Source organism: Bacillus cereus (assembly GCF_025917685.1).
Classification (GTDB): Bacteria; Bacillota; Bacilli; order Bacillales; family Bacillaceae_G; genus Bacillus_A; species Bacillus_A cereus_AT.
Genome location: NZ_CP089518.1, coordinates 4,247,262 through 4,273,654, shown reverse-complemented (window position 1 = coordinate 4,273,654; position 26,393 = coordinate 4,247,262). Strand labels below are relative to the sequence as shown.

Genomic DNA, 26,393 nt, shown 5'->3' with positions numbered 1-26,393 from the left:
AAAATATGAAGCAAGTTGTTGTAGCGACGAAAAATCTTGGGAAAGTACGTGAGTTTGCTGAGTTATTTGAGAGATTTGATTTAGAAGTGAAATCTTTACACGATTTTCCTCATATTGAAGAAGTCGAAGAAACTGGTGAAACATTTGAAGAAAATGCAATTTTGAAAGCGGACAGTCTTAGTAGACAGTTGAATTCCATCGTAATTGCGGATGACTCTGGTCTTATTGTAGATGCCTTAAACGGGAAGCCGGGTGTATATTCAGCTCGTTTTGCTGGAGAGCCGAAAGATGACCAAGCGAATATCGATAAAGTGTTGCAAGAGTTAACTGACATCGATTTAGAAAAACGTACAGCTCGTTTTTACTGCGCGCTAGCGGTTGCTTTCCCTGAAGCAGATAAAGAGCCTGTTATTGTAAACGGAACGTGTGAAGGGAAAATCTTAGAACAGCGCCGCGGGGAAAATGGTTTTGGATACGATCCGATTTTTTATGTAGAAGAATATAAAAAAGCGATGGCGGAGCTAAGCTCAGATGAGAAAAATGCCATTAGCCACCGTGGACGCGCTCTTCGTAAATTAGAAGAGAAAATCCCAGAATGGTTTTTAGAAGAATAAGGGAGAGAAATTGATGAAAGCTTTAATCGTAAGCGATAGTCATAGCTCTGTGAAGGAATTACAGCAGTTAAAAGAGAAATATGAAGGGAAAGTAGATGTCATGATTCATTGTGGTGATTCAGAGCTAACGCCTGCTCACGAAGAGCTACAAGGTTTCCATGTTGTAAAAGGGAATTGTGATTATGCTAACTTTCAAGATGAAATTGTAACTGATGTAGATGGAATTCGTTTCTTAGTTGTACACGGTCATCGTCATAATGTGAAAATGACGTTACAAACGTTAGCGTATCATGCAGAAGAAGTAGGAGCACAAGTAGCGTGCTTTGGACATTCTCATGTACTAGGGGCAGAATTACTTGATGGGATTTTATTTATTAATCCAGGAAGTATTTTGCTCCCGCGCTCTCGTGTGGAAAAGACATTCGCTTTATTAGAAATGGATGAAAATCATATAGAAGTTCGTTTTGAAACATTAGACGGACAGCTAGTTGAACAAGCAATTTTTAAAAGAGGATAATAAAAATTATCCTCTTTTAAAAAAGTGTTGACTTTATAAGTGGTTATGAATATAATAAATATTGTCGATAGGGCAACGGCGCTAACGAAGAAAAATAAAATAACATATGCGGGTGTAGTTTAGTGGTAAAACAAGAGCCTTCCAAGCTCTGGTCGAGAGTTCGATTCTCTTCACCCGCTCCATGTCCCAGTAGCTCAGCAGGATAGAGCAACGGCCTTCTAAGCCGTCGGTCGGGAGTTCGAATCTCTCCTGGGACGCTAACAAAACCTTGTTATCTTTTGATAACAAGGTTTTTTGTTTGTCTAAAAATTGATGTATGTGCAAGAGGTGTGAAAATACTACAACGGAATATATGTTAATGAGTATATGTAACAGATTAAAGCACATTAAAAAAAGAGCACCATTTATGCGCCCTATTCCTCTTATTTAATTTAAAGAATCAATAGGTTTATGATGGAACTCAAATCCATATCCAGATTCTCCTAATTGTTCACTTACAATATTATAAAACTTTTTCCCATAAAAACTAGGTTCATTCTGCGGATACACTTGTATAATAAATTGTGTTCTTCCTATTGTACTTGGAACTTTTTCATAAATTTCATCACTTTCAATGAATCCTAAATATGTATTGATTTTGTCTTGTAAAAGTAAAATGTGTTTATCGTCAAGTTCTTCGCTTTTATTCCACTCTAAAGCATCAAAGGTTGTTAAGTACACATTATCTTTATTATCCTCGTCTATTAATACTAAATCGACTTGATCCGTATCATGTAATGCCATATAAAAGCCTCCTTATTCTTCTTTTCTTATTACATTTATTTTCGTTGGTGGAATCTCTTCTAATAAATGTTCAAATGGCGGTTTGTTCCTACTTTTAACAATGGTACCTGATTCCGCAATTTCGGAGAAGGCTTTTTTCTGAAGAAGCCACAGTATTTGTTATCTCGCCTTTGATTGGATTATCTTCGTATTCAGCATCCGCCGTGCGAAATTTTTCCGTAGCTCTTTCTAGTTCGTTAGCTATTTTATCGAATTCTGTTAAAACAACATATCGACACATACGTTATCAGCAACGAAGACTGGCACGATGCGGACGATCAAAAGAAAGTACGATTAATGAACTCGGCGGATCGAACGTTGTACAATCAATTCGAAGGATATGATATCCCCTATAATGCGATATGTGAATTCAGCGCATACTTAGTAATTGTTTATAACGATACAAACAAAATGCAGCGGCAAGGAATCGCATCATTTAGCGTAACTGGCGTCAGATCATTCAAATTCAAAGAAAATAACGTTTCTAGTACGATTGGGCAGCCGTTATCGGAACTTATCCCCGGCAGTGTGTTAGAATTAATAGAAGCGGAAAGTGAGGATCTCCAATTGACTGGACGTGTGATTGATTGGACAGTTTAAGAAGGTTGTATAAAAAAGGGAGATGGCGCAAATATGGCGAGATCAAAAGAAAATGATTTAACGGAGAAATTGGCAGAAGGTCACCGAAAATATGGTGACGGCAACTTTACAGTACAGAACATCGGTGATGAAACTAACCCGAATTGGACTGTCGTAAAAAATGTGAGGAAGGGATCGGCAGGCATTCGCGAAGAGGAAGATATATTAAGACTGCAATCAAAATATATAAAATAGTGCGGAAAGGTACGCCGAGATTCGCATTTTAAGACGATTATTTTTTATTCCGTGGATAAGGGAATTCATCTAAATGCGTCAGAATTTTCGATAGGGAATCGATAGAACAAAAAGGTATTCAACATTGATGTAGAACTACTATATAGCGTATAATATTAATTAACAAAAATGGTCAGTTGACCGCACAAATGAACGTTCAGTAAGCGATGAAAGAATCGTTTATATATCGGTAATTGACGGGTCGGGAGTTCGAATCTCTCCTGGGACGCTAAAAAAACCTTGTTATCTTTTGATAACAAGGTTTTTTGTTTGTCTAAAAGTGATGTGTGTAAATAAAAATTGGAAATAACTAAACTATGAGTCGTAATAAAAACATTTGGAATCGCTGTAGCTATAGTGATTGTGTGGATATATATTTTGTTTTTTTTGCTATACTACCATATAGAAATTAAGGTGCTATTAGGAGTAAATAGCTATTATTACATAATTAACAATATAAACAGGAGAAATGAATATGAAAAAGTATTTTGTAGTAGGGGTGCTGATGTTAAGTTTATTGGTCGGATGCGCACAAGATAACACTTCTATGGGAAAGGAAACGCCAAAGAAGAGTGAACAGGTTGAAAAGAAGGGGAAGTCTACTGATAAAAAGGTGGATGAAGCAAAAAATGTAAAAAATTCCGAGGAATCGGTGAAGCCAAGGCCTGAACTTCAAACGTTCAATACGTGTGATTCGAACGGGAAGTATTGTGATCGTGGTATGCTAAACGTTGGAAGTTTTAATGCTTTATCCGTAGGTATGACGGCGGAAGAAGTCACGGGAAAGTTGCAAAAGAATGCGGAGTCTAGTTCGTGGGCTACAGTAGATGGAAAAGAAGCTGTTCGGTATGAATATTCTGCGTCAATTACGAGTGTGACTGTTAATTATATCGATGGGGAAACTGTACTCTGCGATTCATTCTATATATGATCCGAGATCAAAGGTGGTAAAAGTTACCGATTTGAATAATGATGATTCATTCACGCGGCATGAGTGAGTTAATTAATAGCGTGAAATAAAAAACTATAAAAATGCATCAATTGTAAATGAATATAGAGAAATTCCGGAAAACGCCTCGAGTAATATGAGGTGTTTTTTTCATTTTTGGAAAGCTTACAATTCTGTAAGGTAAGTGTAAGGAAGTTCGATGGTAACAAATTACTAATCCTCTATAATGAAGGTAACAACGATAAAACGAGGAGGAAGAAATGATGAAGGGATTAATCGTAACGGGTTTAACAGTTGCTTTTGGATTTGTAGCGTATGAGAAATTAACGTATGTAGTTGATGTTGTAAAACATTTAATCGCTTAGAAAAAACTACCATGAGAGGGAAAGGGAATGAGTGAATGAATGGAATGGTTATTCGGAATTATAGGTACTTGTAGTGTAGTATTATTGTTCTTTGTCCCGAGTGGTATACTTAGTTCGACAACGAGTTTGTTCTTCTTAAGTTTGTTTGCTTGTACGATGCTTATTATTATGTTTTTAATGAAGCGAAGTAAACCAATCTTCTACTTTAGCATGATTGTTATGGCAATTATTGTTCTCCAAATTATTACCCTTGTTATATACCCCACAATTATAAATGCTTTCCATTAATGATGAATCCTCTGCTTCTGTTGCTGAGGGTTTTTGTTTGTGAAAAATGAATTTTATTTAAAAGGTTGTTGATTTTCTGATATAAAAATTAAATATTCTTATATTTCAAACGAATGGTTTTGGAATGTTGTGTTCTCATTACGCATTTGATATATTTACTTTGAAGATAATTAAAATCTAGAAAAAGAGGCGAACGTATGGATAAAAAAGAAAATACGGTCGTATTGTTTCCGCAACTATCAGCACGCTATATTGATGAAGGTTTTTTAGCGTTGAAAGAGCGGAAATTCGAAGATGCATTGCGCTGCTTTGAAATATTACGTCAGTATAATGCGGAAACGGAACAAACAGAATTAGCTTCGGTTATTTGTTTGTTAGAATTAAAGCATATGGAAGAAGCGAAAGAAAAATGTGAGCAGTTGCTTGAAACGGGAGCTGTATTATTTGGTGACATTCTTGAAACGTATGTGACGATTTTAGTTCAAACAAATGATTATGAAGGTGTTATTGAAACTGTCGAAAAAGTTTTGCAAACGAAAGACATAATGCCCGAGCAAAAGGAAAAATTAGCGCAGCTCGCTTTATTTGCAGAAGGTATGCTAAATGAGGAAGACGCGTCGCTAGTTGATTCGGATTTTGAATTAGACGAGTTTACTAATGAACTTTTTGGAGGGAACTTTGGTCAAAAGCTAAGAGTGATCCAGAAACTTTCATTAAAAGACCTGGATCTTGCACTTCCTGCTTTAAAGAAATTTTTAATAGAGGAAAAGCAACACCCTTATTTGAAAACTTCTATTTTGTATAAGATGGTAGAAAATCAAATAGAAGAAGAGATAGAAGTAGAGAAGTTTGGAAATACGATAAAGGTGATTCCGGCATTTACAGGTCATAATGAGGAGCAATCCGATAAAATAATACATAAATTATCAAGCCGATTAGAGCAAAATTATCCGGATATATTTGATGCAATGGTTACATACTGGAAAGAATTACAAATTAGCACCTTCCCATTCCCTCTATTAATGGATAAAGTAGAAATTTGGGCTGCCGTCTTAGAGAGAATTGGAAGAAAGCGTTTCGGATTAGCTATTGATGAAGAAGAACTTATGACAGCATACAATATTGAATTTGAGGAATTTCATATTGCTTATCAATGGTTATTACGCATTGAAAGAGAAGGGTATTTGCCCGTATAATTATGAAAAAGAATCGTTCAGTTATTGAAACGAGCATATTCTATGTTATAATGTAAGGGTTGCAAAAGGCAGAAATCTGCCTGTTTGTAAGAGAAGAGAAGTATAATTCTCTTACTTAATATGTTTCATATTATTCTCGAACAAAATATACCGTAATTGTCTTTTAGACAATTAGTAGATTGGAACATTATATCTGAAAGCTTTTGCTAGAAGATTATTTGTACATTTGTTATTTCAAAAAAGAGATAATGAAGGTCTTAATCTATAGAGGTATGTGCATACATTATTATAGTTGGAGGGAAAGAATAAATGTCTACAAAATGGGAAAAATTAGAAGGTAACGTTGGCGTTTTAACAATCGAAGTTGATGCTAAAGAAGTAAACAACTCTATCGACGCTGCGTTCAAAAAAGTAGTAAAAACAATTAATGTACCAGGTTTCCGTAAAGGAAAAATGCCTCGTCCATTATTCGAACAACGCTTTGGTATTGAATCTTTATACCAAGATGCTTTAGATATCATCTTACCAAAAGCATACGGTGAAGCAATCGATGAAGCTGGTATCTTCCCAGTTGATCATCCTGAAATCGACATCGAGAAGTTCGAAAAAAATGCTAACCTTATCTTCACTGCAAAAGTTACAGTGAAACCTGAAGTTAAATTAGGTGAGTACAAAGGTTTAGCAGTAGAAAAAGTTGAAACAACTGTAACTGACGAAGATGTAGAGAACGAAGTAAAAGCTTTACAAGAGCGTCAAGCTGAACTAGTTGTTAAAGAAGAAGGAACTATTGAAAACGGTGATACAGCTGTAATCGACTTCGAAGGTTTCGTTGATGGCGAAGCATTTGAAGGCGGAAAAGGCGAAAACTACTCTCTTGCAATCGGTTCTGGTACTTTCATCCCAGGTTTCGAAGAGCAAGTAATTGGTCTTAAATCTGGTGATTCTAAAGACGTTGAAGTATCATTCCCAGAAGAGTACCATGCTGCTGAATTAGCTGGCAAACCAGCAACATTCAAAGTAACAATTCACGAAATCAAAACAAAAGAACTTCCTGAGTTAAACGACGAGTTCGCTAAAGATGCTGACGAAGAAGTTGCAACTCTTGATGAATTAAAAACAAAACTTCGCACAAACTTAGAAGAAGGCAAAAAGCACGAAGCTGAGCACAAAGTACGTGACGAAGTAGTAGAATTAGCTGCTGCTAACGCTGAAATCGACATTCCAGAAGCTATGATCGACACTGAGTTAGATCGTATGGTTCGTGAATTCGAGCAACGTTTAAGCCAACAAGGTATGAACCTTGAGCTTTACTACCAATTCACAGGTACTGACGCTGACAAGTTAAAAGAGCAAATGAAAGAGGATGCACAAAAACGTGTAAGAATCAATCTTGTTCTTGAAGCTATCATTGAAGCTGAAAACATCGAAGTTACTGAAGAAGAAGTAACTGCAGAAGTTGAAAAAATGGCTGAAATGTACGGTATGCCAGTAGACGCTATCAAGCAAGCTCTTGGAAGCGTAGACGCTTTATCTGAAGATCTTAAAGTGCGTAAAGCTGTAGACTTCTTAGTAGACAACGCTGCATAATAAAATAACAAGGCGCGATTTTAATCGTGCCTTGTTTTATAAATATAGAAATATATTTATAAAACTTTTTGATGAAGAAGGAAAAGTTCCTTTGTAAGTCGAATATACATATTTCAAAAGTTTTAAAATTTTTTTATTTGTACATAACTAGTCATATTATTTGTATTTCTCGCCACGTAGTGACATAATATGTATTTACATACGATACATTTATCGTGTACATACGAAGGCAAGAGATTAGCACTTTGTAAGGGGTGTGAAAATATGTTTAAATTTAATGATGAAAAAGGTCAATTAAAATGTTCTTTCTGTGGTAAAACACAAACGCAAGTTCGAAAGCTAGTTGCAGGTCCAGGTGTTTACATTTGTGACGAGTGTATCGAGCTTTGTACTGAAATTGTACAAGAGGAGCTTGCGAAGGACGAAGAAGTAGAATTCAAAGATGTACCGAAACCGGTAGAAATTCGTGAAATCTTAGATGAGTATGTCATCGGACAAGATAACGCGAAAAAAGCACTAGCGGTAGCGGTATATAACCATTACAAACGCATTAATTCTAACAGCAAAATTGATGATGTAGAATTAGCGAAGAGTAATATTTCACTTATTGGGCCAACTGGTAGTGGTAAAACATTATTGGCACAAACATTAGCGCGTATTTTAAATGTTCCATTTGCGATCGCGGACGCAACATCTTTAACGGAAGCTGGATATGTAGGGGAAGATGTAGAAAACATCTTACTAAAATTAATCCAAGCAGCTGATTATGATGTAGAGAAAGCGGAAAAAGGAATCATTTATATTGATGAGATTGATAAAGTGGCACGTAAGTCCGAAAATCCATCAATTACACGTGATGTATCTGGTGAAGGCGTACAGCAGGCACTTCTGAAAATTCTAGAAGGTACTGTAGCAAGCGTTCCACCTCAAGGTGGTCGTAAGCACCCGCATCAAGAGTTTATTCAAATTGATACAACGAACATCTTATTCATTTGTGGTGGAGCGTTTGATGGCATCGAGCCTATTATTAAACGTCGCCTTGGTGAGAAAGTAATTGGATTTGGTGCTGAGAAGAAAAATGCTGATGTAAATGAGAAGCATGTTTTATCTCACGTTTTACCAGAGGATCTTTTAAGATTCGGTTTAATTCCGGAGTTTATCGGTCGTCTTCCAGTTATTGCGAATCTAGAGCCGCTTGATGAAGATGCTCTTGTAGATATTTTAACTAAACCGAAAAATGCACTTGTTAAGCAATTCCAAAAATTATTGGAGCTTGACGATGTTGAGTTAGAGTTTGAAGAAGGTGCACTAGTTGAGATTGCGAAAAAAGCAATTGAACGTAAGACAGGTGCTCGTGGACTTCGTTCTATTATTGAAGGCTTAATGCTTGATGTAATGTTTGAACTTCCATCTCGCAAAGATATCGAGAAGTGTGTTCTTACAAAAGAAACAGTAGCTGATAATGCACCGCCAAAATTGGTGTTACAAGACGGTACTGTACTTGATACAAAAACATCTGCATAATGCGAAGAAGAAACAGCAATTTTTATAATTGCTGTTTTTCTTTATGTTTAGCACTATTCCTCCCAGGAAATACTAAATGATAAAACATAGCGGGAGGAAATGAATTATGAGCTGGACAAATATATTTTTACTTGTTCAACTTGTTTTTGGTGTAATTGTCGGATTGTACTTTTGGCATTTACTTCGAAATCAGCGAACACAAAAAGTTTCAATTGATCGAGAATCGAAAAAAGAATTGGAGCAGCTTCGTAAAATGCGTGAGATTTCTTTAACAGAGCCACTTGCGGAAAAGGTGCGTCCTACATCCTTTTTAGACATTGTAGGGCAAGAAGACGGGATTAAGTCGTTAAAAGCGGCTCTTTGTGGTCCTAATCCGCAACATGTAATCATATATGGTCCGCCAGGTGTCGGAAAGACAGCGGCAGCACGCCTTGTATTAGAAGAAGCGAAACGAAACCCGAAATCACCATTTCGTACGAATGCAACATTTATTGAACTTGATGCGACGACAGCTAGGTTTGATGAACGTGGTATTGCAGATCCTTTAATTGGTTCAGTCCATGATCCAATTTATCAAGGAGCGGGTGCAATGGGGCAAGCGGGTATCCCGCAACCGAAAAAAGGGGCTGTAACAGATGCACATGGAGGCATTTTGTTTATTGATGAGATTGGTGAGTTACATCCGATTCAAATGAACAAAATGTTAAAGGTGTTAGAAGATCGGAAAGTATTTTTGGAAAGTGCGTACTATAGTGAAGAAAATTCGATGATTCCAACGTATATACATGATATCTTTCAAAAAGGTTTACCAGCCGATTTTCGCTTAGTTGGTGCAACGACTCGTTCGCCAGAGGAAATTCCTCCTGCAATTCGGTCGCGGTGTTTAGAAGTGTTCTTCCGGGAGTTAGAAACAGAAGAAATTCAAAAAGTAGCGAAGAATGCAGCTGACAAAGTGGAAATGCAAATAGGTGAGAACGGTATTGAAATGATTGGAATGTATGCAAGAAATGGACGGGAAGCGATTAATCTCGTACAAATTTCTGCTGGTATGGCGATAAATGAAGAACGTTCTTTCATTAAAGATGAAGATATTGAGTGGGTTGTTCATTCGAGCCAACTTACACCAAAGTATGAAAAGCACATTTATCCAATTCCAAGGATTGGCCTTGTGAATGGGCTTGCTGTATATGGACCGAATACAGGCGCTTTATTAGAAATTGAGGTAACAGCTATTCCTGCGAAAGATAAAGGATCAGTAAATGTAACTGGTATTGTGGAAGAGGAAAGTATTGGGAGTCAAACGAAATCAATCCGCCGTAAAAGTATGGCGAAAGGTTCTGTTGATAACGTATTAACAGTACTCCGTTCTCTAGATGTACTTCCAGAAGGCTATGATATACATATTAACTTTCCGGGCGGTATCCCGATTGATGGTCCTTCGGCAGGGATTGCTATGGCAACGGGTGTTTATTCAGCGGTGCATCGTACATATGTGAATAATGAAGTAGCGATGACAGGTGAAATAAGTATCCACGGAGAAGTGAAGCCTATTGGTGGTGTGTACGCAAAAATAAAAGCTGCGAAAAAAGCGGGGGCTAAGAAAGTCATTATTCCGGCTGAAAACATGCAACCATTTTTGTATACAATAAAGGGAATTGAAATCATTCCTGTCCGTAAATTAAAAGAAGTATTTGAATTAACATTTATGCAGGAAAATATGCATCGTGAGATTGATGTACAGACTGCTTTGGACGAAACAGATGCACAATCAATGTAAGAATAAACGATAATAAAATTTGCCAGACTTCGTTTAAGTTTGTATGCTTAAGCGGAGTCTTTTTTCTTTTCATAAGGGAGAAAAAACAAGATATTAACAATTGCGGATAATCTCTGCAATTGCATCTAGATGTATTGTAATATAAAATAGTTGAACAGGAGTTTAATTTATTATGGAGGTGCTATGTCTAGTATGAATACGAACGAAAGAATTGTGCCCCTCCTACCATTAAGAGGCGTTCTCGTATATCCAACGATGGTTCTGCATCTTGATGTAGGACGTGATAAATCGATACAAGCACTAGAGCAGGCGGCAATGGATGAAAATATCATCTTTTTAGCAATGCAAAAAGAAATGAATATCGATGATCCGAAAGAAGATGACATATATAGTGTAGGTACAGTGGCGAAAGTGAAGCAGATGCTTAAATTGCCGAACGGTACGCTTCGTGTCCTTGTGGAAGGTTTACATAGAGCAGAAGTAGTAGAGTTTATCGAAGAAGAAAATATAGTGCAAGTTTCAATTAAAACGGTAACGGAAGAAGTAGAAGATGATTTAGAAGAGAAAGCTCTTATGCGTACGTTACTGGAGCATTTCGAACAATATATTAAAGTTTCGAAAAAAGTTTCAAATGAAACATTTGCAACGGTAGCTGATGTAGAAGAACCGGGAAGGCTAGCTGATTTAATTGCTTCTCACTTGCCGATTAAAACGAAGCAGAAACAAGAAATCTTAGAGATTGTATCTGTGAAGGAACGATTACATACACTTATTTCAATTATTCAAGATGAACAAGAGTTGCTTAGCCTAGAAAAGAAAATTGGACAAAAAGTGAAACGTTCAATGGAGCGCACGCAAAAAGAATATTTCTTACGTGAGCAAATGAAGGCGATTCAAACTGAACTTGGCGATAAAGAAGGTAAGGGCGGGGAAGTTGAAGAACTTCGTGAAAAAATTGAACAGTCAGGAATGCCTGAAGAAACAATGAAGGCTGCACTGAAGGAATTAGACCGTTATGAAAAGTTACCAGCAAGTTCTGCGGAGAGCGGTGTTATTCGCAATTATATGGATTGGTTATTAGCTCTTCCGTGGACAGAAGCGACAGAGGATATGATTGATCTTGTTCATTCTGAAGAGATTTTAAATAAAGATCATTACGGCCTTGAAAAAGTAAAAGAGCGAGTGCTTGAATATTTAGCTGTACAAAAATTGACTAACTCATTAAAAGGCCCTATTCTTTGTTTAGTAGGACCTCCTGGGGTCGGAAAAACTTCGTTAGCTCGTTCTATCGCAACATCATTGAATCGTAACTTTGTCCGTGTATCCCTTGGCGGTGTACGTGATGAGTCTGAAATTCGTGGTCACCGCCGTACGTATGTTGGAGCAATGCCGGGACGCATTATTCAAGGTATGAAAAAGGCGAAAACAGTTAATCCAGTCTTCTTATTAGATGAGATTGATAAAATGTCTAACGATTTCCGTGGAGATCCATCAGCAGCATTACTTGAAGTGTTAGATCCAGAACAAAACCATAACTTTAGTGATCATTACATTGAAGAACCATATGATCTATCGAAAGTTATGTTTGTAGCAACTGCTAATACACTTTCAAGTATTCCAGGTCCGTTGCTTGACCGTATGGAAATCATTTCGATTGCTGGTTATACAGAACTTGAAAAGGTACACATTGCTCGTGAACATTTACTGCCGAAACAATTAAAAGAGCATGGCTTACGAAAAGGTAATTTACAAGTACGTGATGAAGCGCTTCTTGAAATTATTCGTTATTATACACGTGAGGCTGGTGTTCGTACACTAGAGCGTCAAATTGCAAAAGTTTGTCGTAAAGCAGCAAAAATCATTGTTACAGCAGAACGCAAGCGAATTGTTGTAACGGAGAAAAATGTTGTTGATTTACTTGGCAAGCACATATTCCGTTACGGACAAGCTGAGAAGACAGACCAAGTTGGTATGGCGACTGGTTTAGCTTACACAGCAGCTGGTGGTGATACACTTGCTATTGAAGTGTCTGTAGCGCCAGGTAAAGGGAAATTAATTTTAACAGGGAAACTTGGGGATGTTATGAAAGAATCAGCACAAGCAGCGTTTAGTTATATTCGTTCTCGTGCAGAAGAGTTGCAGATCGATCCGAATTTCCATGAGAAAAATGATATTCATATTCATGTTCCAGAAGGAGCAGTTCCAAAAGATGGACCGTCAGCAGGTATTACGATGGCAACGGCACTTATTTCGGCACTAACAGGTATTCCTGTAAGTAAAGAAGTAGGTATGACAGGTGAAATTACACTTCGTGGTCGTGTATTACCAATTGGTGGTTTAAAAGAAAAAACATTAAGTGCTCACCGCGCAGGCTTAACAAAAATTATTTTGCCAGCAGAAAACGAGAAAGATTTAGATGATATTCCAGAGAGCGTAAAAGAAAACCTTACGTTTGTGCTTGCATCTCATTTAGATGAAGTATTGGAGCACGCATTAGTAGGAGTGAAACAATGAAAGTAACAAAAGCAGATATTGTAATTAGTGCTGTTAAACCAGAACAATATCCAGACAGTGATTTACCAGAAATTGCATTAGCAGGTCGTTCAAATGTCGGGAAGTCTTCCTTCATTAATAAAATTTTAAATCGTAAAAAGTTAGTACGTATTTCTTCTAAACCAGGAAAAACGCAAACACTGAACTTTTTCTTAATCAATGAAATGATGCATTTTGTTGACGTTCCAGGTTATGGATATGCGAAAGTATCTAAAACGGAGCGCGCGGCATGGGGCAAGATGATTGAAACGTACTTTACAACACGTGAGCAATTAGACGCAGCTGTATTAGTAGTTGATTTACGTCACCAGCCAACAAAAGATGACGTGATGATGTATGATTTCTTAAAGCATTATGAAATCCCAACAATTATTATTGCAACGAAAGCCGATAAAATTCCGAAAGGGAAATGGCAAAAGCATTTAAAAGTTGTAAAAGAAACGCTTGCTGTTGAAATTGGCGATGAAATCGTTCTATTCTCTTCTGAAACAGGACTTGGAAAAGAAGAGGCATGGAAAGCAATTCATAAAATGACAAAAACAAAAAACGCGTGACGAATGTCGCGCGTTTTTTTCTTTATACACTTTTAGCGTACGTTTAATGTTACTTCAATATTCCCTCGTGTTGCTTTAGAGTACGGACACACCCCGTGAGCAGCTTCTACAAGTTCTTGTGCTTCACTATGTGAAACGCCAGCGACATGTACATCAAGTACAGCAGATAGGCCGAAACCACCATCTGTATCTTTTCCGATAGAAACGTGAGCAGTTACTTCTGTACTTTCCACTTTCACACGTTTTGTACGAATGACAAGTTGTAATGCACTATCAAAGCAAGCTGCATAACCAGCAGCAAATAGTTGTTCTGGATTTGTTGCCTCTCCGCCTGCACCACCTAGTGCTTTCGGCATTTTTACATCAAGGTTTAATATGCCATCATCTGAAACTACTTTCCCGTTTCTTCCACCTGTTGCTGTTACTGAAGCAGTATATAATTTATCCATGTTTATTCCCCTTTTCTATCATTAATGGTTTTCATTGTTTCAATTAGTTTATTTAATTGAATTAATAAAGAACGATATTCTTGCTCTGTAATTCCTAAATTTGTAGCCATCGTTGTCGGTAATGAACAAGTCTTTTCTTTTAAATCCTTGCCTTGTTCTGTTAATTCAATACAAACTTTTCGCTCATCTTCTTTTGAACGAACACGTTTTACAAGTTTTAATGATTCCATGCGTTTTAACATGGGTGTTAAAGTGCCGGAATCTAAAAATAGGCGTTCGCCAATTTCTTTTACTGTTAGTCCGTCTTGCTCCCATAGTACGAGTAACGTAATGTACTGGGGATACGTAATGCCCATTTCTTCTAAATAGGGCCGATAAAAACGGGTAACTTCTCTTGAACAAGCGTAAATAGAAAAACAAAGTTGGTTATCTAGTTGCAAAGAATCTTCTTTCATCAGCAACACCTCTCTTTTAAATTGTGCACAATTTAATTTTGTAAAACCAATATAACGAAAAATAAATACGATGTCAAATACATTGCATTGAGAAAGTGAGTACTATATTTTGGAACAATCATACATATTTTCCTTCATGATGAAAGAAGATAGAAAAGATGATGTTATAATTAATATGGAATAGTTTCCATCACTTGATTATGAGGACTTTTTTTGGTAACGTACAAATAGAGTTATTAATTTATAATCATTATAAAGTAGAAAGTTTTTTATTAGTTATACGGAATCTCCTTCGTTAACATACGGAGAATAAATAAAAAATAATCGGTTGTTCACACGATTGTCAGATTCATAAGAGGAAAGTTGTATTATGATAGTAGATAAAGTGATAAAACGGGTGAAGGGGGACATGCTGCGTGCATATTCTTGTTGTTAGTGTAAATTATCGAACAGCCCCTGTAGAATTTCGTGAGAAACTCACATTTCAGGCAGCAGAGCTAGAGCAAGCAATGACTACATTACAAAATCAAAAGAGCGTGCTAGAAAATGTCATTGTATCAACTTGTAATCGCACTGAGATTTACGCTGTCGTCGATCAATTACACACGGGACGGTATTATATTAAGAAGTTTTTAGCTGATTGGTTTCAGCTTGAAATAGACGAAGTCGCACCATACTTAACTATTTTTGAACAAGATGGTGCAATAGATCATTTATTCCGCGTAACGTGCGGTTTAGATTCTATGGTAGTTGGAGAAACACAGATTTTAGGCCAAATAAAAGATAGCTTTTTAGAAGCGCAGCAAGTAAAAACGACAGGCACAATTTTTAATGAGTTGTTTAAGCAAGTGGTTACGTTAGCGAAACGTGCGCACTCAGAGACAACGATTGGTGAAAGTGCGATGTCTGTTAGTTATGCTGCTGTTGAACTTGGAAGGAAAATATTTGGTGAGTTAACAGATTGTCATGTACTTATTCTTGGTGCTGGTAAGATGGGGGAACTTGCTCTGCAAAATTTATATGGAAGCGGTGCTCGTAAAGTAACAGTTATGAATAGAACGCTTTCGAAAGCAGAAGTAATGGCTGAGAAATATATGGGACATGCAAAGCCTTTAAGTGAATTGCAATGTGCATTATTGGAAGCGGATATTTTAATTAGTTCGACGGGTGCATCAGAGTATGTCATTACGAAAGAGATGATGACGAAAGTGGAGAAAATGCGCTCTGGTCGTCCGTTATTTATGGTTGATATTGCAGTACCGCGTGATATTGATCCTGCGATTGATGAATTAGAAGGCTCTTTCTTATATGACATTGATGATCTGCAAGGTGTAGTGGAAGCAAACCGTGCCGAGCGTTTGAAGGAAGCAGAGAAAATTCAATTTATGATTGAAGAGGAAATGGTTTTATTTAAAACGTGGTTAAGTACGCTTGGTGTTGTACCGTTAATATCGGCTCTACGTGATAAGGCGCTAGCAATTCAAAGTGATACGATGGAAAGCCTTGAACGAAAAATACCAAATCTTAGTGATCGTGAGAAAAAGGTAATTAGTAAACATACGAAAAGTATTATTAATCAATTGCTAAAAGACCCAATTTTAGTAGCGAAAGAACTAGCTGCTGAAGAGGGAGCAAGTGAAAAATTAGCCTTATTTGCGAAGATTTTTGATTTAGAAGTAGAAGAAGCGGGAAATACGGAAGAAGTAGAACATAAAAGAGCGTGGACACCATCCGTTCCATCTTTATAATTTGGAAGGATGATCGGATGAGTTTTTTAAATAACAGTATTATTTATCATATTGCAATTATTTTATATGCTTGTAGCATTAGTTTATATTTTATAGATTATTTCCAAAGTAACCGAAAGGCGAACCGATTTGCTTTTTGGTTACTTGCGATTGTATGGGTATTGCAGTCTATCTTTATGTTGCTTAGGGCTACAGATTCAGAAACGAATCCTATTTTAACTTTATTGTCAGGGATTTATTTTTATGTTTGGTTATTGATTACGATGTCATTAGTCATTAATCGATTTATGCGCATTGACTTTTTAGTCTTTTTTACAAATGTTGTAGCATTTGGCGTAAGCGCTTTTTCTATTTTTACACCACTCGGAAAGATGTCGCCAGTACTTGCAGAGCAATTAGTTTCAGAGCTTGTATACGTGCATGTCGGTATGGCGATTATTTCTTATGCAACGTTTACTGTATCGTTCATTTTTTCTATTATGTATTTATTGCAATATCGGCTATTAAAAAAGAAAAAATGGAATGCGAGATTAAGAAGGTTAGGAAATTTGCCGAAGCTTGAATCTATGTCTTACGGATTAAATTTATTTTCTGTTCCGTTTTTCTTATTAGCAATTATATTAGGATGCATATGGGGATATACAAAATTGGATAATTTCCATTGGTATGATACGAAAGTAATCGGTTCGTTTGTTGTTCTATTTGTATATTGTGCGGGCTTGTATTTACGAGCGGCAGATGTGTTGCAAGGTAAGAAAATTGTGCTGTGGAATGTAGGGGCATTTCTCGTAATGCTAGTTAACATTTTTCTATTAAGTAGTTTATCTAATTTCCACTTTTGGTATTTATAATGAGGAGAGAGAATTATGCGCAAAATTATTGTAGGTTCACGAAAGAGTAAGCTAGCATTAACACAAACAAATTGGTTTATCGATCAATTAAAAGCGCTTGGTTTACCATATGAATTTGAAGTGAAAGAAATCGTAACAAAAGGTGATGTTATTTTAGATGTTACTCTTTCAAAAGTAGGCGGAAAAGGTTTATTTGTAAAGGAAATTGAACACGCGTTACTTACGAAAGAAATTGATATGGCTGTACATAGTATGAAAGATATGCCGGCTGTACTTCCAGATGGATTAACGATTGGTTGTACACCAAAGCGCGTTGACCCTCGTGACGCTTTTATTTCTAAAAACGGAGAATCGTTTAAAGACTTAGCAAAAGGTGCAATCTTAGGGACGAGTAGTTTGAGACGTAGTGCACAACTACTAGCTGCGAGACCAGATTTACAAGTGAAGTGGATCCGCGGAAATATCGATACACGCTTACGTAAGTTAAAAGATGAAGATTACGATGCAATTATTTTAGCGACAGCTGGATTACAGAGAATGGGCTGGGACGATGAAGTTATTACAGAACATTTAGATGAAACGTTATGTGTACCAGCTGTAGGACAAGGTGCATTAGCGATTGAATGTCGTGAGGACGATAAGGATTTACTTCAGTTGTTAGCACATATTAATGATGCAGTAACAGAAAGAACAGTGGCTGCTGAACGAGTATTTCTTCACAAACTTGAAGGTGGATGCCAAGTTCCAATCGCTGGATATGCAACTCTTAAAGAAGATGATGCAATCGAATTAACAGCCCTTGTTGGTTCTATGGACGGTTCTGTTTTATTAAAAGAGACAGTAGTAGGTACTGATCCAAAGGAAGTAGGATTAGAGGCTGCGGATCGTTTAATTAAACAAGGAGCAAAAGAGCTCATCCTTGCTGCGAATAAGGGGCAACAATAAATATGAACGCTCTCGTTGGCAAAACGGTATTGATTACACGTGCCCAGCACCAAGCGAAACAAATGAGTGTAGCAGTGAAAGAAAGGAGCGGAATTCCATTGGAAATTCCGCTTTTGCGTATGGAAGGTATGTCTCATAGGCAAATTCAACATATAGCAGGGCAGCTACATTCGTATGACTGGGTTATGTTTACGAGTAGAAATGGTGTAGCTTTTTTTCTAGATAGTTTGAGAAAGAAGCTCCCCGGAACGATTAAAATTGCTGCAGTAGGCGTGAAAACAAAGTTAGAGTTAGAAAAGCGAGGCTATCAAGTAGATTTTGTTCCCACCGCATTTGTTGCAGAAGTATTTGCAGAAGAGTTTGTAAAAAAACTAAGTGGAAACGAATGTATTTTATTTCCGAAAGGGAATTTAGCAAGAGATGTTATTCCAGTTAAACTCCGGGAAATGGGTGTTTCTCTAGAGGAGCTAATCGTATACGGTACGAAAGAAAATGTAGAGAAAAAACAAGAACTGATAAAAGCGTTGAAGTTTGGGAAAGTAGACATTATTACATTTACGAGCCCTTCAACTGTTAATAGTTTTGTCCGTTTACTTGAGGGTACAAACTGGAGAGAATGGACAAAAAAATGTACAATTGCTTGTATAGGACCGATAACAGCGAAAGAGGCAAGAAGTTATTTCTCAGAAGTTATCGTGCCAGAAGAATACACAATAGAATCGTTAATACAATGCATTTGTGAATCTATTTTACATGCATAATCAAAATAAAAGAATGGGGATAGAAATCTATGAATTCTTTACAATTTAATCGTCATCGTCGCTTAAGACAAAGCGGTAATTTGCGTGCGCTTGTGCGTGAAACGTTTTTACATACGGAAGACTTTATTTACCCTATTTTTGTATTAGAAGGTGAAAATGTTCGTAATGAAGTTCCTTCTATGCCAGGCGTATATCAAATGTCTTTAGATTTATTGCAAGCTGAAATGCAAGAGGTTGTTGACTTAGGTATTCGTTCTGTTATTGTATTTGGTTTACCTGCTGAAAAGGATGAAGTTGGGTCATCAGCATATTGTGACCATGGAATTGTGCAACGTGCAATTAAGCAAATTAAAGGTGATTTCCCTGAGCTAGTAGTAGTTGCGGATACATGTTTATGTCAATTCACAAGCCATGGTCATTGCGGTGTGATTGAAGATGGTATTATTTTAAATGACGAGTCTCTTGCAGTTCTTGCGAAAACAGCTGTAAGCCAAGCAAAAGCAGGAGCGGACATTATTGCACCATCAAACATGATGGACGGATTCGTAACAGCAATTCGCCATGCATTAGATGAAAATGGTTTTGGTCATGTGCCAGTTATGTCGTACGCTGTGAAATATTCATCAGCATTTTACGGACCATTCCGTGATGCGGCGCACGGTGCACCACAATTTGGTGATCGCAAAACATATCAGATGGACCCAGCGAACCGTATGGAAGCGTTCCGTGAAGCAGAATCAGATGTAATGGAAGGGGCAGATTTCTTAATTGTAAAGCCAGCTCTTTCTTACTTAGATATCGTTCGTGATGTGAAAAATAACTTTAATTTACCAGTCGTTGCTTATAACGTAAGCGGTGAATATTCAATGATTAAAGCGGCGGCGCAAAATGGTTGGATTAATGAAAAAGAAGTTGTACTTGAAAAATTAATTAGCATGAAACGTGCAGGAGCAGATTTAATTATTACGTATCATGCAAAAGATGCAGCAAGATGGTTACAAGAAGGAGGCGCTAAATAATGAAAAAGTTTGATAAGTCGATTGCGGCGTTTGAAGAGGCACAAGACTTAATGCCTGGTGGCGTAAATAGCCCTGTTCGTGCCTTTAAATCTGTCGGTATGAATCCGTTGTTTATGGAGCGTGGAAAAGGTTCTAAAGTATATGATATCGATGGAAATGAATACATCGATTACGTATTATCATGGGGTCCTTTAATTCATGGCCATGCAAATGATCGTGTTGTGGAAGCTTTAAAAGCTGTTGCTGAAAGAGGTACAAGCTTCGGTGCACCAACAGAAATTGAAAATAAATTAGCAAAACTTGTTATTGAGCGCGTACCATCAATTGAGATTGTACGTATGGTTAACTCTGGAACAGAAGCGACAATGAGTGCACTACGTTTAGCTCGTGGTTATACAGGCCGTAACAAAATTTTGAAATTCATTGGTTGTTACCATGGTCATGGTGATTCGTTATTAATTAAAGCAGGCTCTGGTGTGGCGACGCTAGGTTTACCAGATAGCCCTGGTGTACCAGAAGGGGTAGCGAAAAATACGATTACAGTAGCTTATAACGATTTAGAAAGTGTGAAATACGCTTTTGAACAATTCGGTGATGATATTGCTTGTGTAATTGTAGAACCAGTAGCGGGCAATATGGGTGTTGTTCCTCCACAACCTGGATTTTTAGAAGGCCTTCGTGAAGTAACAGAGCAAAACGGTTCATTGCTTATTTTTGATGAAGTAATGACAGGATTCCGAGTTGCTTATAATTGTGGACAAGGTTATTACGGTGTAACACCTGATTTAACTTGTTTAGGTAAAGTAATCGGTGGTGGGTTACCAGTAGGAGCATACGGTGGTAAAGCAGAAATTATGCGCCAAGTTGCGCCAAGCGGACCGATTTACCAAGCTGGTACTTTATCAGGTAACCCGCTTGCGATGGCAGCAGGTTATGAAACGTTAGTACAATTAACGCCAGAATCATATGTAGAATTTGAGCGTAAAGCTGAAATGTTAGAAGCTGGCTTACGTAAAGCGGCTGAAAAACATGGCATTCCGCATTATATTAACCGTGCTGGTTCTATGATTGGTATTTTCTTCACAGCTGAGCAGGTTATTAATTACGATGCAGCAAAATCTTCAAACTTAGAATTCTTTGCGGCTTACTATCGTGAAATGGTAGAACAAGGTGTATTCTTACCACCATCTCAATTCGAAGGTTTATTCTTATCGACAGCACATAGTGATGCAGATATTGAAGCGACGATTGTAGCGGCTGAAATTGCAATGTCAAAATTAAAAGCTTAATTTAATAAAGAAAATCGCTCTCCATAAGGGGAGCGATTTTTTTTATTCATAAAGTAGGCTTTCCATACATAAATCTGTAATGACATATAGTTTGGGAGGGGGAAAAGAAGTGACAACAGATCATTCATTACGATTTTCATTAAAAGAATCTGTTTGGTTCCAAAAAGGACAGGAAGTCGAAGAACTTTTGTCAATTTCGTTAGATCCAGACGTTGAGATAGAAGAGCTTGATCATGAAGTTATCGTGAGAGGGCAGTTAGATTTAACGGGAGAGTATGTTGTAAGGCAAGATGATTCAGCTTATTCATTAAGAGAGCTATCACCAGCAAAGGCAATTGATTATGTAGAAACAAGGGAAGATGGGGTTAATGAGCTTGTCCATTCCTTTCCGCTTGAAATATCAATTCCAAGAAATCGAGTGAAAGTCATTGAAGAATTATATGTATCAATCGAGGAATTTGATTATGAATTAAAGGAAAATGGTTGCTTACAATTGTTAGCGGATATATCTATTACAGGTTTATGTGATGAAGAAAGAATCGAGGATGAAGAGGAAGAAACGGTGTATGCTGAGTTAGAAGATGAGCCAGCTGAAGAGGATGAAAATAGACCTGCAACGCATGTAGAAGAACCAGTCTATAAGGAATCGGATGAGTGGGAAGATTACGCATTTGAACCGTTCCAACTAGAAGAAAGAAAAGAGCAGAAATTAGAGGAAGAGGAAATAGAAGAACATGAATTTGTGGAGCGTGAAGAGGAGAAAGAAGCAACTCCACAATTTGAATTGTTCGGACGAAAAGATTTCAAGAAAGAAAAAGCGAAAAAGCAGGAGGAACAAGAAGAAGAAGCGTACTCACAGCGAGATGAAAATGCGCTTTATTTAACAAAAATATTTACGAAAGAACCGGAAGAAGAATTTACAAAGTTAAGAATGTATTTTGTGCAAGAAGGGGATACAATCGAATCTGTTGCAGAACGTTATGAAACGTCTGTGCAAAATTTATATCGTGTAAATCAATCAGAAGATATATATTTAACTACAGGGCAAATTATATATATTCCTGTTTCAAAAGCAAAGGCGAAATAAGTGAGTGTTTTTTTTCACTCACCTCTTTTCTTTTCCTAAAAGTTATGTTTTGAATAAGAAAGGGTCATTCGTATGGATATTGAATTACGAAATCGCTATGAACCCATTGTTAGGCAATATAGATTGGATACGCAGCATATGGAAGAGCACGGAAGTGTAATGAAAATTTATACGAATCAAGGTCCGTATGCGTTAAAGAAAATACAAGATAGAAAATTAGAGCGGAATAATTTTTTGCATCACATTCAATATTTGAAAGAGAAAGGTTTTTCGAATTATGTACCTATTTATCATGCGACGGACGGAAATTATGTCTTAAGTGATGGGACATATAGTTATTATTTAATGCCTTGGTTAGAGCGTGCGGAAGGAAACGGTGAGGATAACGATCAATATCACAAAATGTTTCAGACGCTCGGAACGTTGCATCAAAAAACGGTGAAAGAGGAGACGTATACAGAAGAAGAATTAGAAAAACATTATACAAATATATCCGACCGTTGGGAAAATGATGGTGAGATGTTAGAAGAGTTTCTTGTAGAATCTGAAGCGAAGTGGTATATGTCTCCGTTTGAATTACAATATTGTACGTATTATCACCATGTTATGAGAGCTCGCGAGTTCGCAACAAAGCAATTAAATGAATGGCATGATGCGATGAAAGAAAAGGAAACAACACGTACTACTTTCATTCATGGGAATGTATCGCTTAATCATTTTTTATTTGATTATGAGCGAAACGGCTATTTTATTAGTTTAGAAAAATCGCAGTTTGCAACGCCCGTGCAAGATATAGTAGGTTTTTATTCTCGGTCTTTAAACACATATCCAATTGCACGGAGTGACCGCTTTGAATGGTATCAAATGTATCAAAAAAATTTCCCGTTTACGAAAGAGGAGCAGCTTCTTATGTTTGCATATATGACGTATCCGTCGCATTTTATTCGGCAAATTCAGTCGTATACGAAAAGAAGAAAGAGTCGTAATGAAGAAAATGAGCTCCGCGGGGTGAAAAGTTTGCAGCAATCGCATTGGCTCGTTAGCAATACAGAATATTTCCTTTCGCAATTACAAGCTGCCCAGCAAGGGAACGGATGAAGAAGATAAGTAGGGAGAACCCTGCTTATCTTTTTTATTAGTTCCATAAAGAGATAAAAGCCGTAGTTTCAAATTTATCTTGACGAATAAGGTTTCGTTTTTTACACTATTGTATATAATAATTAACAATCATATAAATGCATTGAAGGGGAAGAGTATGACATGAAACGTCTTCAGAGAGGAGAATCATTAGCTGGGAGATTCTCTAGATAGTTATGTTAGAAGGTAGCCCTGGAGCATCTTTTCTGAACGGAATAGTTCTCATTAGGAAAAGACGGATTTGTCCGTTATCAAATTAAGAGTATAAGCAAATTCTGAATTTGTTTGTAAATAAAGGTGGTACCGCGATGTCCCTCGTCCTTTTTTGGATGAGGGACATTTTTTATTTTAAGGAGGGAAAATAATGTCAAACACGGAAAAGAATTTACCAACTAAATATGATCATATGTCCGTTGAAGAAGGCCTTTACCAATGGTGGCTTGAAGGAAAATATTTCGAAGCAACAGGAGACGAGAAGAAACAACCGTATACAATTGTAATTCCACCTCCGAACGTAACTGGTAAGTTACACTTAGGTCACGCTTGGGATACAACTCTTCAAGATATTTTAACTCGTACGAAGCGTATGCAAGGTTACGATGTACTGTGGCTTCCAGGAATGGACCATGCTGGTATCGCAACACAAGCGAAAGTAGAAGGGAAACTTCGTGAAGAAGGTATTTCACGTTACGATCTTGGTCGTGAGAAATTCCTTGAAAAAGCTTGGGAGTGGAAAGAAGAGTACGCTTCTCACATTCGTCAACAATGGGGAAAAGTTGGTTTAGGACTAGACTATTCTCGTGAACGTTTCACATTAGACGAAGGTTTATCTGATGCGGTTAATAAAGTATTCGTTCAATTATACGAAAAAGGCTTAATTTACCGTGGTGAATATATTATCAACTGGGATCCAGCAACACGCACAGCTCTTTCTGATATTGAAGTAATTCATAAAGAAGTTCAAGGTGCATTCTACCATATGAACTATCCGTTAACAGATGGTTCTGGTCACATTCGTCTTGCAACTACTCGTCCAGAAACAATGCTTGGTGATACAGCAGTAGCAGTTCATCCAGAAGATGATCGTTACAAACACTTAATCGGAAAAACAGTTACACTTCCAATCGTAGGCCGTGAGATTCCGATTATTGCTGATGAGTACGTAGAAAAAGACTTCGGAACAGGCGTTGTAAAAATTACACCAGCTCATGACCCGAATGACTTTGAAGTAGGTAACCGTCATGACTTACCACGTATTTTAGTAATGAATGAAGATGGATCGATGAACGAAAAAGCTGGTAAGTATAACGGCATGGATCGTTTCGAATGTCGTAAAGCGTTAGTAAAAGATTTACAAGAAGCTGGCGTATTAGTAGAAATTGAGCCTCATATGCATTCAGTAGGTCATAGTGAGCGTAGTGGTGCAGTTGTTGAGCCTTACTTATCAACACAATGGTTCGTAAAAATGGCTCCACTTGCTGAAAAAGCAGTAGAACTTCAACAAAAAGAAGAAGAAAAAGTAACGTTCGTACCAGAACGTTTTGAAAACACATACTTACGCTGGATGGAAAACATTCATGACTGGTGTATCTCTCGTCAATTATGGTGGGGACACCGCATTCCAGCTTGGTATCATAAAGAAACTGGTGAAGTATACGTAGGTACAGAAGCGCCAGCAGATATTGAAAACTGGAATCAAGATAACGACGTACTGGATACATGGTTCAGTTCAGCATTATGGCCATTCTCAACACTTGGTTGGCCAAATGAAGATTCAGCAGACTTTAAACGTTACTATTCAACAGATGCACTAGTAACTGGTTATGACATCATCTTCTTCTGGGTATCTCGTATGATTTTCCAAGGTTTAGAGTTTACAGGTGAGCGCCCATTCAAAGATGTATTAATTCACGGTTTAGTTCGTGATGAGCAAGGACGTAAAATGAGTAAATCTCTTGGTAACGGTATTGATCCAATGGATGTTATCGAGAAATACGGTGCAGATGCAATGCGCTACTTCTTATCAACAGGAAGTGCACCAGGCCAAGATTTACGTTTCAGCATGGAAAAAGTAGAATCTACTTGGAACTTCATTAATAAAATTTGGAACGCATCACGTTTCGTATTAATGAACATGGATGACATGAAGTATGAAGAAATCGATTTAACTGGTGAAAAATCAGTTGCGGATAAGTGGATTTTAACTCGCTTAAACGAAACAATCGAAAGCGTAACACGTAACATGGATAAATATGAGTTCGGTGAAGCTGGTCGTTCATTATACAACTTCATTTGGGATGATTTCTGTGACTGGTACATTGAGATGGCGAAACTTCCACTATACGGTGAAGATGAAGCAGCTAAGAAAACAACTCGTTCTATTTTAGCTTACGTATTAGACCAAACAATGCGTCTATTACACCCATTCATGCCATTCGTAACAGAGAAAATCTGGCAGCATTTACCGCATGAAGGCGAGTCTATTACAGTAGCGGCATGGCCAACAGTTCGCGAAGATTTACAAGATAAAGAGGCGGCAGCAGAAATGCACCTTCTAGTTGATATCATTCGCTCTGTTCGTAACATTCGTGCTGAAGTAAATACGCCAATGAGCAAAAAAGTTCAAATGCAAATTAAAGCAAAAGATGAGGCAGTACTAGCTCAGCTTACGAAAAACAGTTCTTACATTGAGCGTTTCTGTAACCCAAGTGAACTAACAATTAAGATTGATTTACAAGCGCCAGAAAAAGCGATGACTGCAATCGTATCAGGTGCAGAGTTATTCTTACCATTAGCTGATCTTATCAATCTTGATGAAGAGAAAGCGCGTCTTGAAAAAGAACTTGAGAAGTTCGATAAAGAAGTAGAACGTGTACAGAAGAAACTTTCAAACCAAGGATTCGTAGCGAAAGCTCCTGCAGAAGTTATTGACGGAGAGCGTGCGAAAGAGCAAGATTACCTAGAAAAACGTGAAGCAGTTCGTCAACGTCTAGCGGATCTTGAGAAATAAAATATTTTTTCAGAGACTCACTA

At 37.4% G+C, this 26,393-nt stretch carries 24 protein-coding genes, 2 tRNA genes and 1 other annotated feature; of the genes, 23 read left to right on the top strand and 3 right to left on the bottom strand.

The features are described 5' to 3' along the window. Positions 1-5 precede the first annotated feature (5 nt). The 4 genes from LUS72_RS22200 to LUS72_RS22185 all read left to right on the top strand — a co-directional run bounded on the left by LUS72_RS22200 (position 6) and on the right by LUS72_RS22185 (position 1,388). The gene (locus tag LUS72_RS22200; protein WP_002143277.1) at positions 6-614 is read left to right on the top strand and encodes an XTP/dITP diphosphatase; all 609 of its coding nucleotides are present in this window, start codon (positions 6-8) and stop codon (positions 612-614) included. A 13-nt stretch (positions 615-627) separates the two neighbouring features. Beyond that, positions 628-1,131, top strand: a complete 504-nt coding sequence (locus LUS72_RS22195) for a metallophosphoesterase (protein ID WP_097830540.1) — start codon at positions 628-630, stop codon at positions 1,129-1,131. A gap of 108 nt (positions 1,132-1,239) precedes the next feature. Continuing rightward, positions 1,240-1,313 (top strand) — tRNA-Gly (locus LUS72_RS22190). 1 nt (position 1,314) lies between these two features. Next, a tRNA-Arg gene (locus LUS72_RS22185) sits at positions 1,315-1,388 on the top strand. A 169-nt stretch (positions 1,389-1,557) separates the two neighbouring features. On the opposite strand, the gene LUS72_RS22180 is transcribed toward LUS72_RS22185, so the two are convergent. Further along, positions 1,558-1,914: a DUF6572 domain-containing protein gene (locus tag LUS72_RS22180; protein ID WP_264448266.1), complete on the bottom strand. Its 357-nt coding sequence runs from the start codon at positions 1,912-1,914 to the stop codon at positions 1,558-1,560. A gap of 357 nt (positions 1,915-2,271) precedes the next feature. On the opposite strand from LUS72_RS22180, the gene LUS72_RS22175 reads away from it, so the two are divergent. The 10 genes from LUS72_RS22175 to ysxC all read left to right on the top strand — a co-directional run bounded on the left by LUS72_RS22175 (position 2,272) and on the right by ysxC (position 13,619). After that, positions 2,272-2,553 (top strand): hypothetical protein, encoded by a 282-nt coding sequence (locus tag LUS72_RS22175; RefSeq protein ID WP_264448265.1) that lies wholly within the window; start codon positions 2,272-2,274, stop codon positions 2,551-2,553. Between the two features lie 33 nt (positions 2,554-2,586). Next, entirely contained in the window at positions 2,587-2,787 is a 201-nt protein-coding gene (locus LUS72_RS22170; protein ID WP_097830541.1) for a cytoplasmic protein, read from the top strand. A gap of 514 nt (positions 2,788-3,301) precedes the next feature. Continuing rightward, positions 3,302-3,757, top strand: a complete 456-nt coding sequence (locus LUS72_RS22165) for a hypothetical protein (RefSeq protein WP_264448264.1) — start codon at positions 3,302-3,304, stop codon at positions 3,755-3,757. Between the two features lie 422 nt (positions 3,758-4,179). Further along, positions 4,180-4,428, top strand: coding sequence for a hypothetical protein (locus LUS72_RS22160; protein ID WP_002094402.1), 249 nt, complete (start codon positions 4,180-4,182; stop codon positions 4,426-4,428). Positions 4,429-4,625: 197 nt separating this feature from the next. Beyond that, positions 4,626-5,624: a hypothetical protein gene (locus LUS72_RS22155; protein WP_097830543.1), complete on the top strand. Its 999-nt coding sequence runs from the start codon at positions 4,626-4,628 to the stop codon at positions 5,622-5,624. Positions 5,625-5,933: 309 nt separating this feature from the next. After that, a complete protein-coding gene (gene tig, locus LUS72_RS22150) occupies positions 5,934-7,211 on the top strand; it encodes a trigger factor (RefSeq protein WP_097830544.1) in 1,278 nt (425 codons plus the stop codon). A 264-nt stretch (positions 7,212-7,475) separates the two neighbouring features. Further along, on the top strand, positions 7,476-8,735 hold the full coding sequence (gene clpX / locus LUS72_RS22145) for an ATP-dependent protease ATP-binding subunit ClpX (RefSeq protein WP_097830545.1): 1,260 nt from the start codon (positions 7,476-7,478) through the stop codon (positions 8,733-8,735). Between the two features lie 106 nt (positions 8,736-8,841). After that, complete coding sequence (lonB, locus tag LUS72_RS22140) at positions 8,842-10,512, top strand: ATP-dependent protease LonB (protein ID WP_141533495.1); 1,671 nt, start codon at positions 8,842-8,844, stop codon at positions 10,510-10,512. A gap of 183 nt (positions 10,513-10,695) precedes the next feature. Then, positions 10,696-13,026 (top strand): endopeptidase La, encoded by a 2,331-nt coding sequence (gene lon, locus LUS72_RS22135; protein WP_097830547.1) that lies wholly within the window; start codon positions 10,696-10,698, stop codon positions 13,024-13,026. Next, on the top strand, positions 13,023-13,619 hold the full coding sequence (gene ysxC, locus LUS72_RS22130; protein WP_000869121.1) for a ribosome biogenesis GTP-binding protein YsxC: 597 nt from the start codon (positions 13,023-13,025) through the stop codon (positions 13,617-13,619). The genes lon and ysxC overlap by 4 nt, the downstream gene beginning before the upstream one ends. Positions 13,620-13,651: 32 nt before the next feature. Here the strand turns inward: ysxC and LUS72_RS22125 are convergent, their stop codons facing one another. Then, a complete protein-coding gene (locus LUS72_RS22125) occupies positions 13,652-14,068 on the bottom strand; it encodes an organic hydroperoxide resistance protein (RefSeq protein ID WP_000359781.1) in 417 nt (138 codons plus the stop codon). A 2-nt stretch (positions 14,069-14,070) separates the two neighbouring features. Then, positions 14,071-14,523, bottom strand: coding sequence for a MarR family winged helix-turn-helix transcriptional regulator (locus LUS72_RS22120; protein ID WP_264448263.1), 453 nt, complete (start codon positions 14,521-14,523; stop codon positions 14,071-14,073). 416 nt (positions 14,524-14,939) lie between these two features. Between LUS72_RS22120 and hemA the strand changes: the two genes are divergently transcribed. The 9 genes from hemA (at position 14,940) to LUS72_RS22075 (ending at position 26,370) form a co-directional block, all read left to right on the top strand. Then, on the top strand, positions 14,940-16,271 hold the full coding sequence (hemA, locus tag LUS72_RS22115; protein WP_097830549.1) for a glutamyl-tRNA reductase: 1,332 nt from the start codon (positions 14,940-14,942) through the stop codon (positions 16,269-16,271). A 17-nt stretch (positions 16,272-16,288) separates the two neighbouring features. After that, positions 16,289-17,122 (top strand): cytochrome c biogenesis protein, encoded by an 834-nt coding sequence (locus tag LUS72_RS22110; RefSeq protein ID WP_097830550.1) that lies wholly within the window; start codon positions 16,289-16,291, stop codon positions 17,120-17,122. Positions 17,123-17,137: 15 nt separating this feature from the next. Next, entirely contained in the window at positions 17,138-18,067 is a 930-nt protein-coding gene (gene hemC, locus LUS72_RS22105) for a hydroxymethylbilane synthase (RefSeq protein WP_097830551.1), read from the top strand. 2 nt (positions 18,068-18,069) lie between these two features. Next, positions 18,070-18,828: a uroporphyrinogen-III synthase gene (gene hemD / locus LUS72_RS22100; RefSeq protein ID WP_264448262.1), complete on the top strand. Its 759-nt coding sequence runs from the start codon at positions 18,070-18,072 to the stop codon at positions 18,826-18,828. Between the two features lie 29 nt (positions 18,829-18,857). After that, the gene (gene hemB, locus LUS72_RS22095) at positions 18,858-19,847 is read left to right on the top strand and encodes a porphobilinogen synthase (protein ID WP_097830553.1); all 990 of its coding nucleotides are present in this window, start codon (positions 18,858-18,860) and stop codon (positions 19,845-19,847) included. After that, complete coding sequence (gene hemL, locus LUS72_RS22090; protein WP_097830554.1) at positions 19,847-21,136, top strand: glutamate-1-semialdehyde 2,1-aminomutase; 1,290 nt, start codon at positions 19,847-19,849, stop codon at positions 21,134-21,136. The genes hemB and hemL overlap by 1 nt, the downstream gene beginning before the upstream one ends. Positions 21,137-21,215: 79 nt before the next feature. Beyond that, on the top strand, positions 21,216-22,223 hold the full coding sequence (spoVID, locus tag LUS72_RS22085; protein ID WP_141533496.1) for a stage VI sporulation protein D: 1,008 nt from the start codon (positions 21,216-21,218) through the stop codon (positions 22,221-22,223). Positions 22,224-22,295: 72 nt separating this feature from the next. Continuing rightward, positions 22,296-23,321, top strand: coding sequence for a spore coat protein YsxE (ysxE, locus tag LUS72_RS22080; RefSeq protein WP_097830556.1), 1,026 nt, complete (start codon positions 22,296-22,298; stop codon positions 23,319-23,321). Positions 23,322-23,454: 133 nt separating this feature from the next. Next, positions 23,455-23,686: a binding site (T-box leader), on the top strand. A gap of 38 nt (positions 23,687-23,724) precedes the next feature. Next, entirely contained in the window at positions 23,725-26,370 is a 2,646-nt protein-coding gene (locus LUS72_RS22075) for a valine--tRNA ligase (protein ID WP_264448261.1), read from the top strand. Positions 26,371-26,393 lie beyond the last annotated feature (23 nt).

Bases quoted from the DNA above. Each gene is read 5' to 3' on its own strand.
- LUS72_RS22200 (WP_002143277.1), top strand. From the start codon at position 6: ATGAAGCAAGTTGTTGTAGCGACGAAAAATCTTGGGAAAGTACGTGAG.
- LUS72_RS22195 (WP_097830540.1), top strand. From the start codon at position 628: ATGAAAGCTTTAATCGTAAGCGATAGTCATAGCTCTGTGAAGGAATTA.
- LUS72_RS22180 (WP_264448266.1), bottom strand. From the start codon at position 1,914: ATGGCATTACATGATACGGATCAAGTCGATTTAGTATTAATAGACGAG.
- LUS72_RS22170 (WP_097830541.1), top strand. From the start codon at position 2,587: ATGGCGAGATCAAAAGAAAATGATTTAACGGAGAAATTGGCAGAAGGT.
- LUS72_RS22165 (WP_264448264.1), top strand. From the start codon at position 3,302: ATGAAAAAGTATTTTGTAGTAGGGGTGCTGATGTTAAGTTTATTGGTC.
- LUS72_RS22160 (WP_002094402.1), top strand. From the start codon at position 4,180: ATGGAATGGTTATTCGGAATTATAGGTACTTGTAGTGTAGTATTATTG.
- LUS72_RS22155 (WP_097830543.1), top strand. From the start codon at position 4,626: ATGGATAAAAAAGAAAATACGGTCGTATTGTTTCCGCAACTATCAGCA.
- tig (WP_097830544.1), top strand. From the start codon at position 5,934: ATGTCTACAAAATGGGAAAAATTAGAAGGTAACGTTGGCGTTTTAACA.
- clpX (WP_097830545.1), top strand. From the start codon at position 7,476: ATGTTTAAATTTAATGATGAAAAAGGTCAATTAAAATGTTCTTTCTGT.
- lonB (WP_141533495.1), top strand. From the start codon at position 8,842: ATGAGCTGGACAAATATATTTTTACTTGTTCAACTTGTTTTTGGTGTA.
- lon (WP_097830547.1), top strand. From the start codon at position 10,696: ATGTCTAGTATGAATACGAACGAAAGAATTGTGCCCCTCCTACCATTA.
- ysxC (WP_000869121.1), top strand. From the start codon at position 13,023: ATGAAAGTAACAAAAGCAGATATTGTAATTAGTGCTGTTAAACCAGAA.
- LUS72_RS22125 (WP_000359781.1), bottom strand. From the start codon at position 14,068: ATGGATAAATTATATACTGCTTCAGTAACAGCAACAGGTGGAAGAAAC.
- LUS72_RS22120 (WP_264448263.1), bottom strand. From the start codon at position 14,523: ATGAAAGAAGATTCTTTGCAACTAGATAACCAACTTTGTTTTTCTATT.
- LUS72_RS22110 (WP_097830550.1), top strand. From the start codon at position 16,289: ATGAGTTTTTTAAATAACAGTATTATTTATCATATTGCAATTATTTTA.
- hemC (WP_097830551.1), top strand. From the start codon at position 17,138: ATGCGCAAAATTATTGTAGGTTCACGAAAGAGTAAGCTAGCATTAACA.
- hemD (WP_264448262.1), top strand. From the start codon at position 18,070: ATGAACGCTCTCGTTGGCAAAACGGTATTGATTACACGTGCCCAGCAC.
- hemB (WP_097830553.1), top strand. From the start codon at position 18,858: ATGAATTCTTTACAATTTAATCGTCATCGTCGCTTAAGACAAAGCGGT.
- hemL (WP_097830554.1), top strand. From the start codon at position 19,847: ATGAAAAAGTTTGATAAGTCGATTGCGGCGTTTGAAGAGGCACAAGAC.
- spoVID (WP_141533496.1), top strand. From the start codon at position 21,216: ATGACATATAGTTTGGGAGGGGGAAAAGAAGTGACAACAGATCATTCA.
- ysxE (WP_097830556.1), top strand. From the start codon at position 22,296: ATGGATATTGAATTACGAAATCGCTATGAACCCATTGTTAGGCAATAT.
- LUS72_RS22075 (WP_264448261.1), top strand. From the start codon at position 23,725: ATGTCAAACACGGAAAAGAATTTACCAACTAAATATGATCATATGTCC.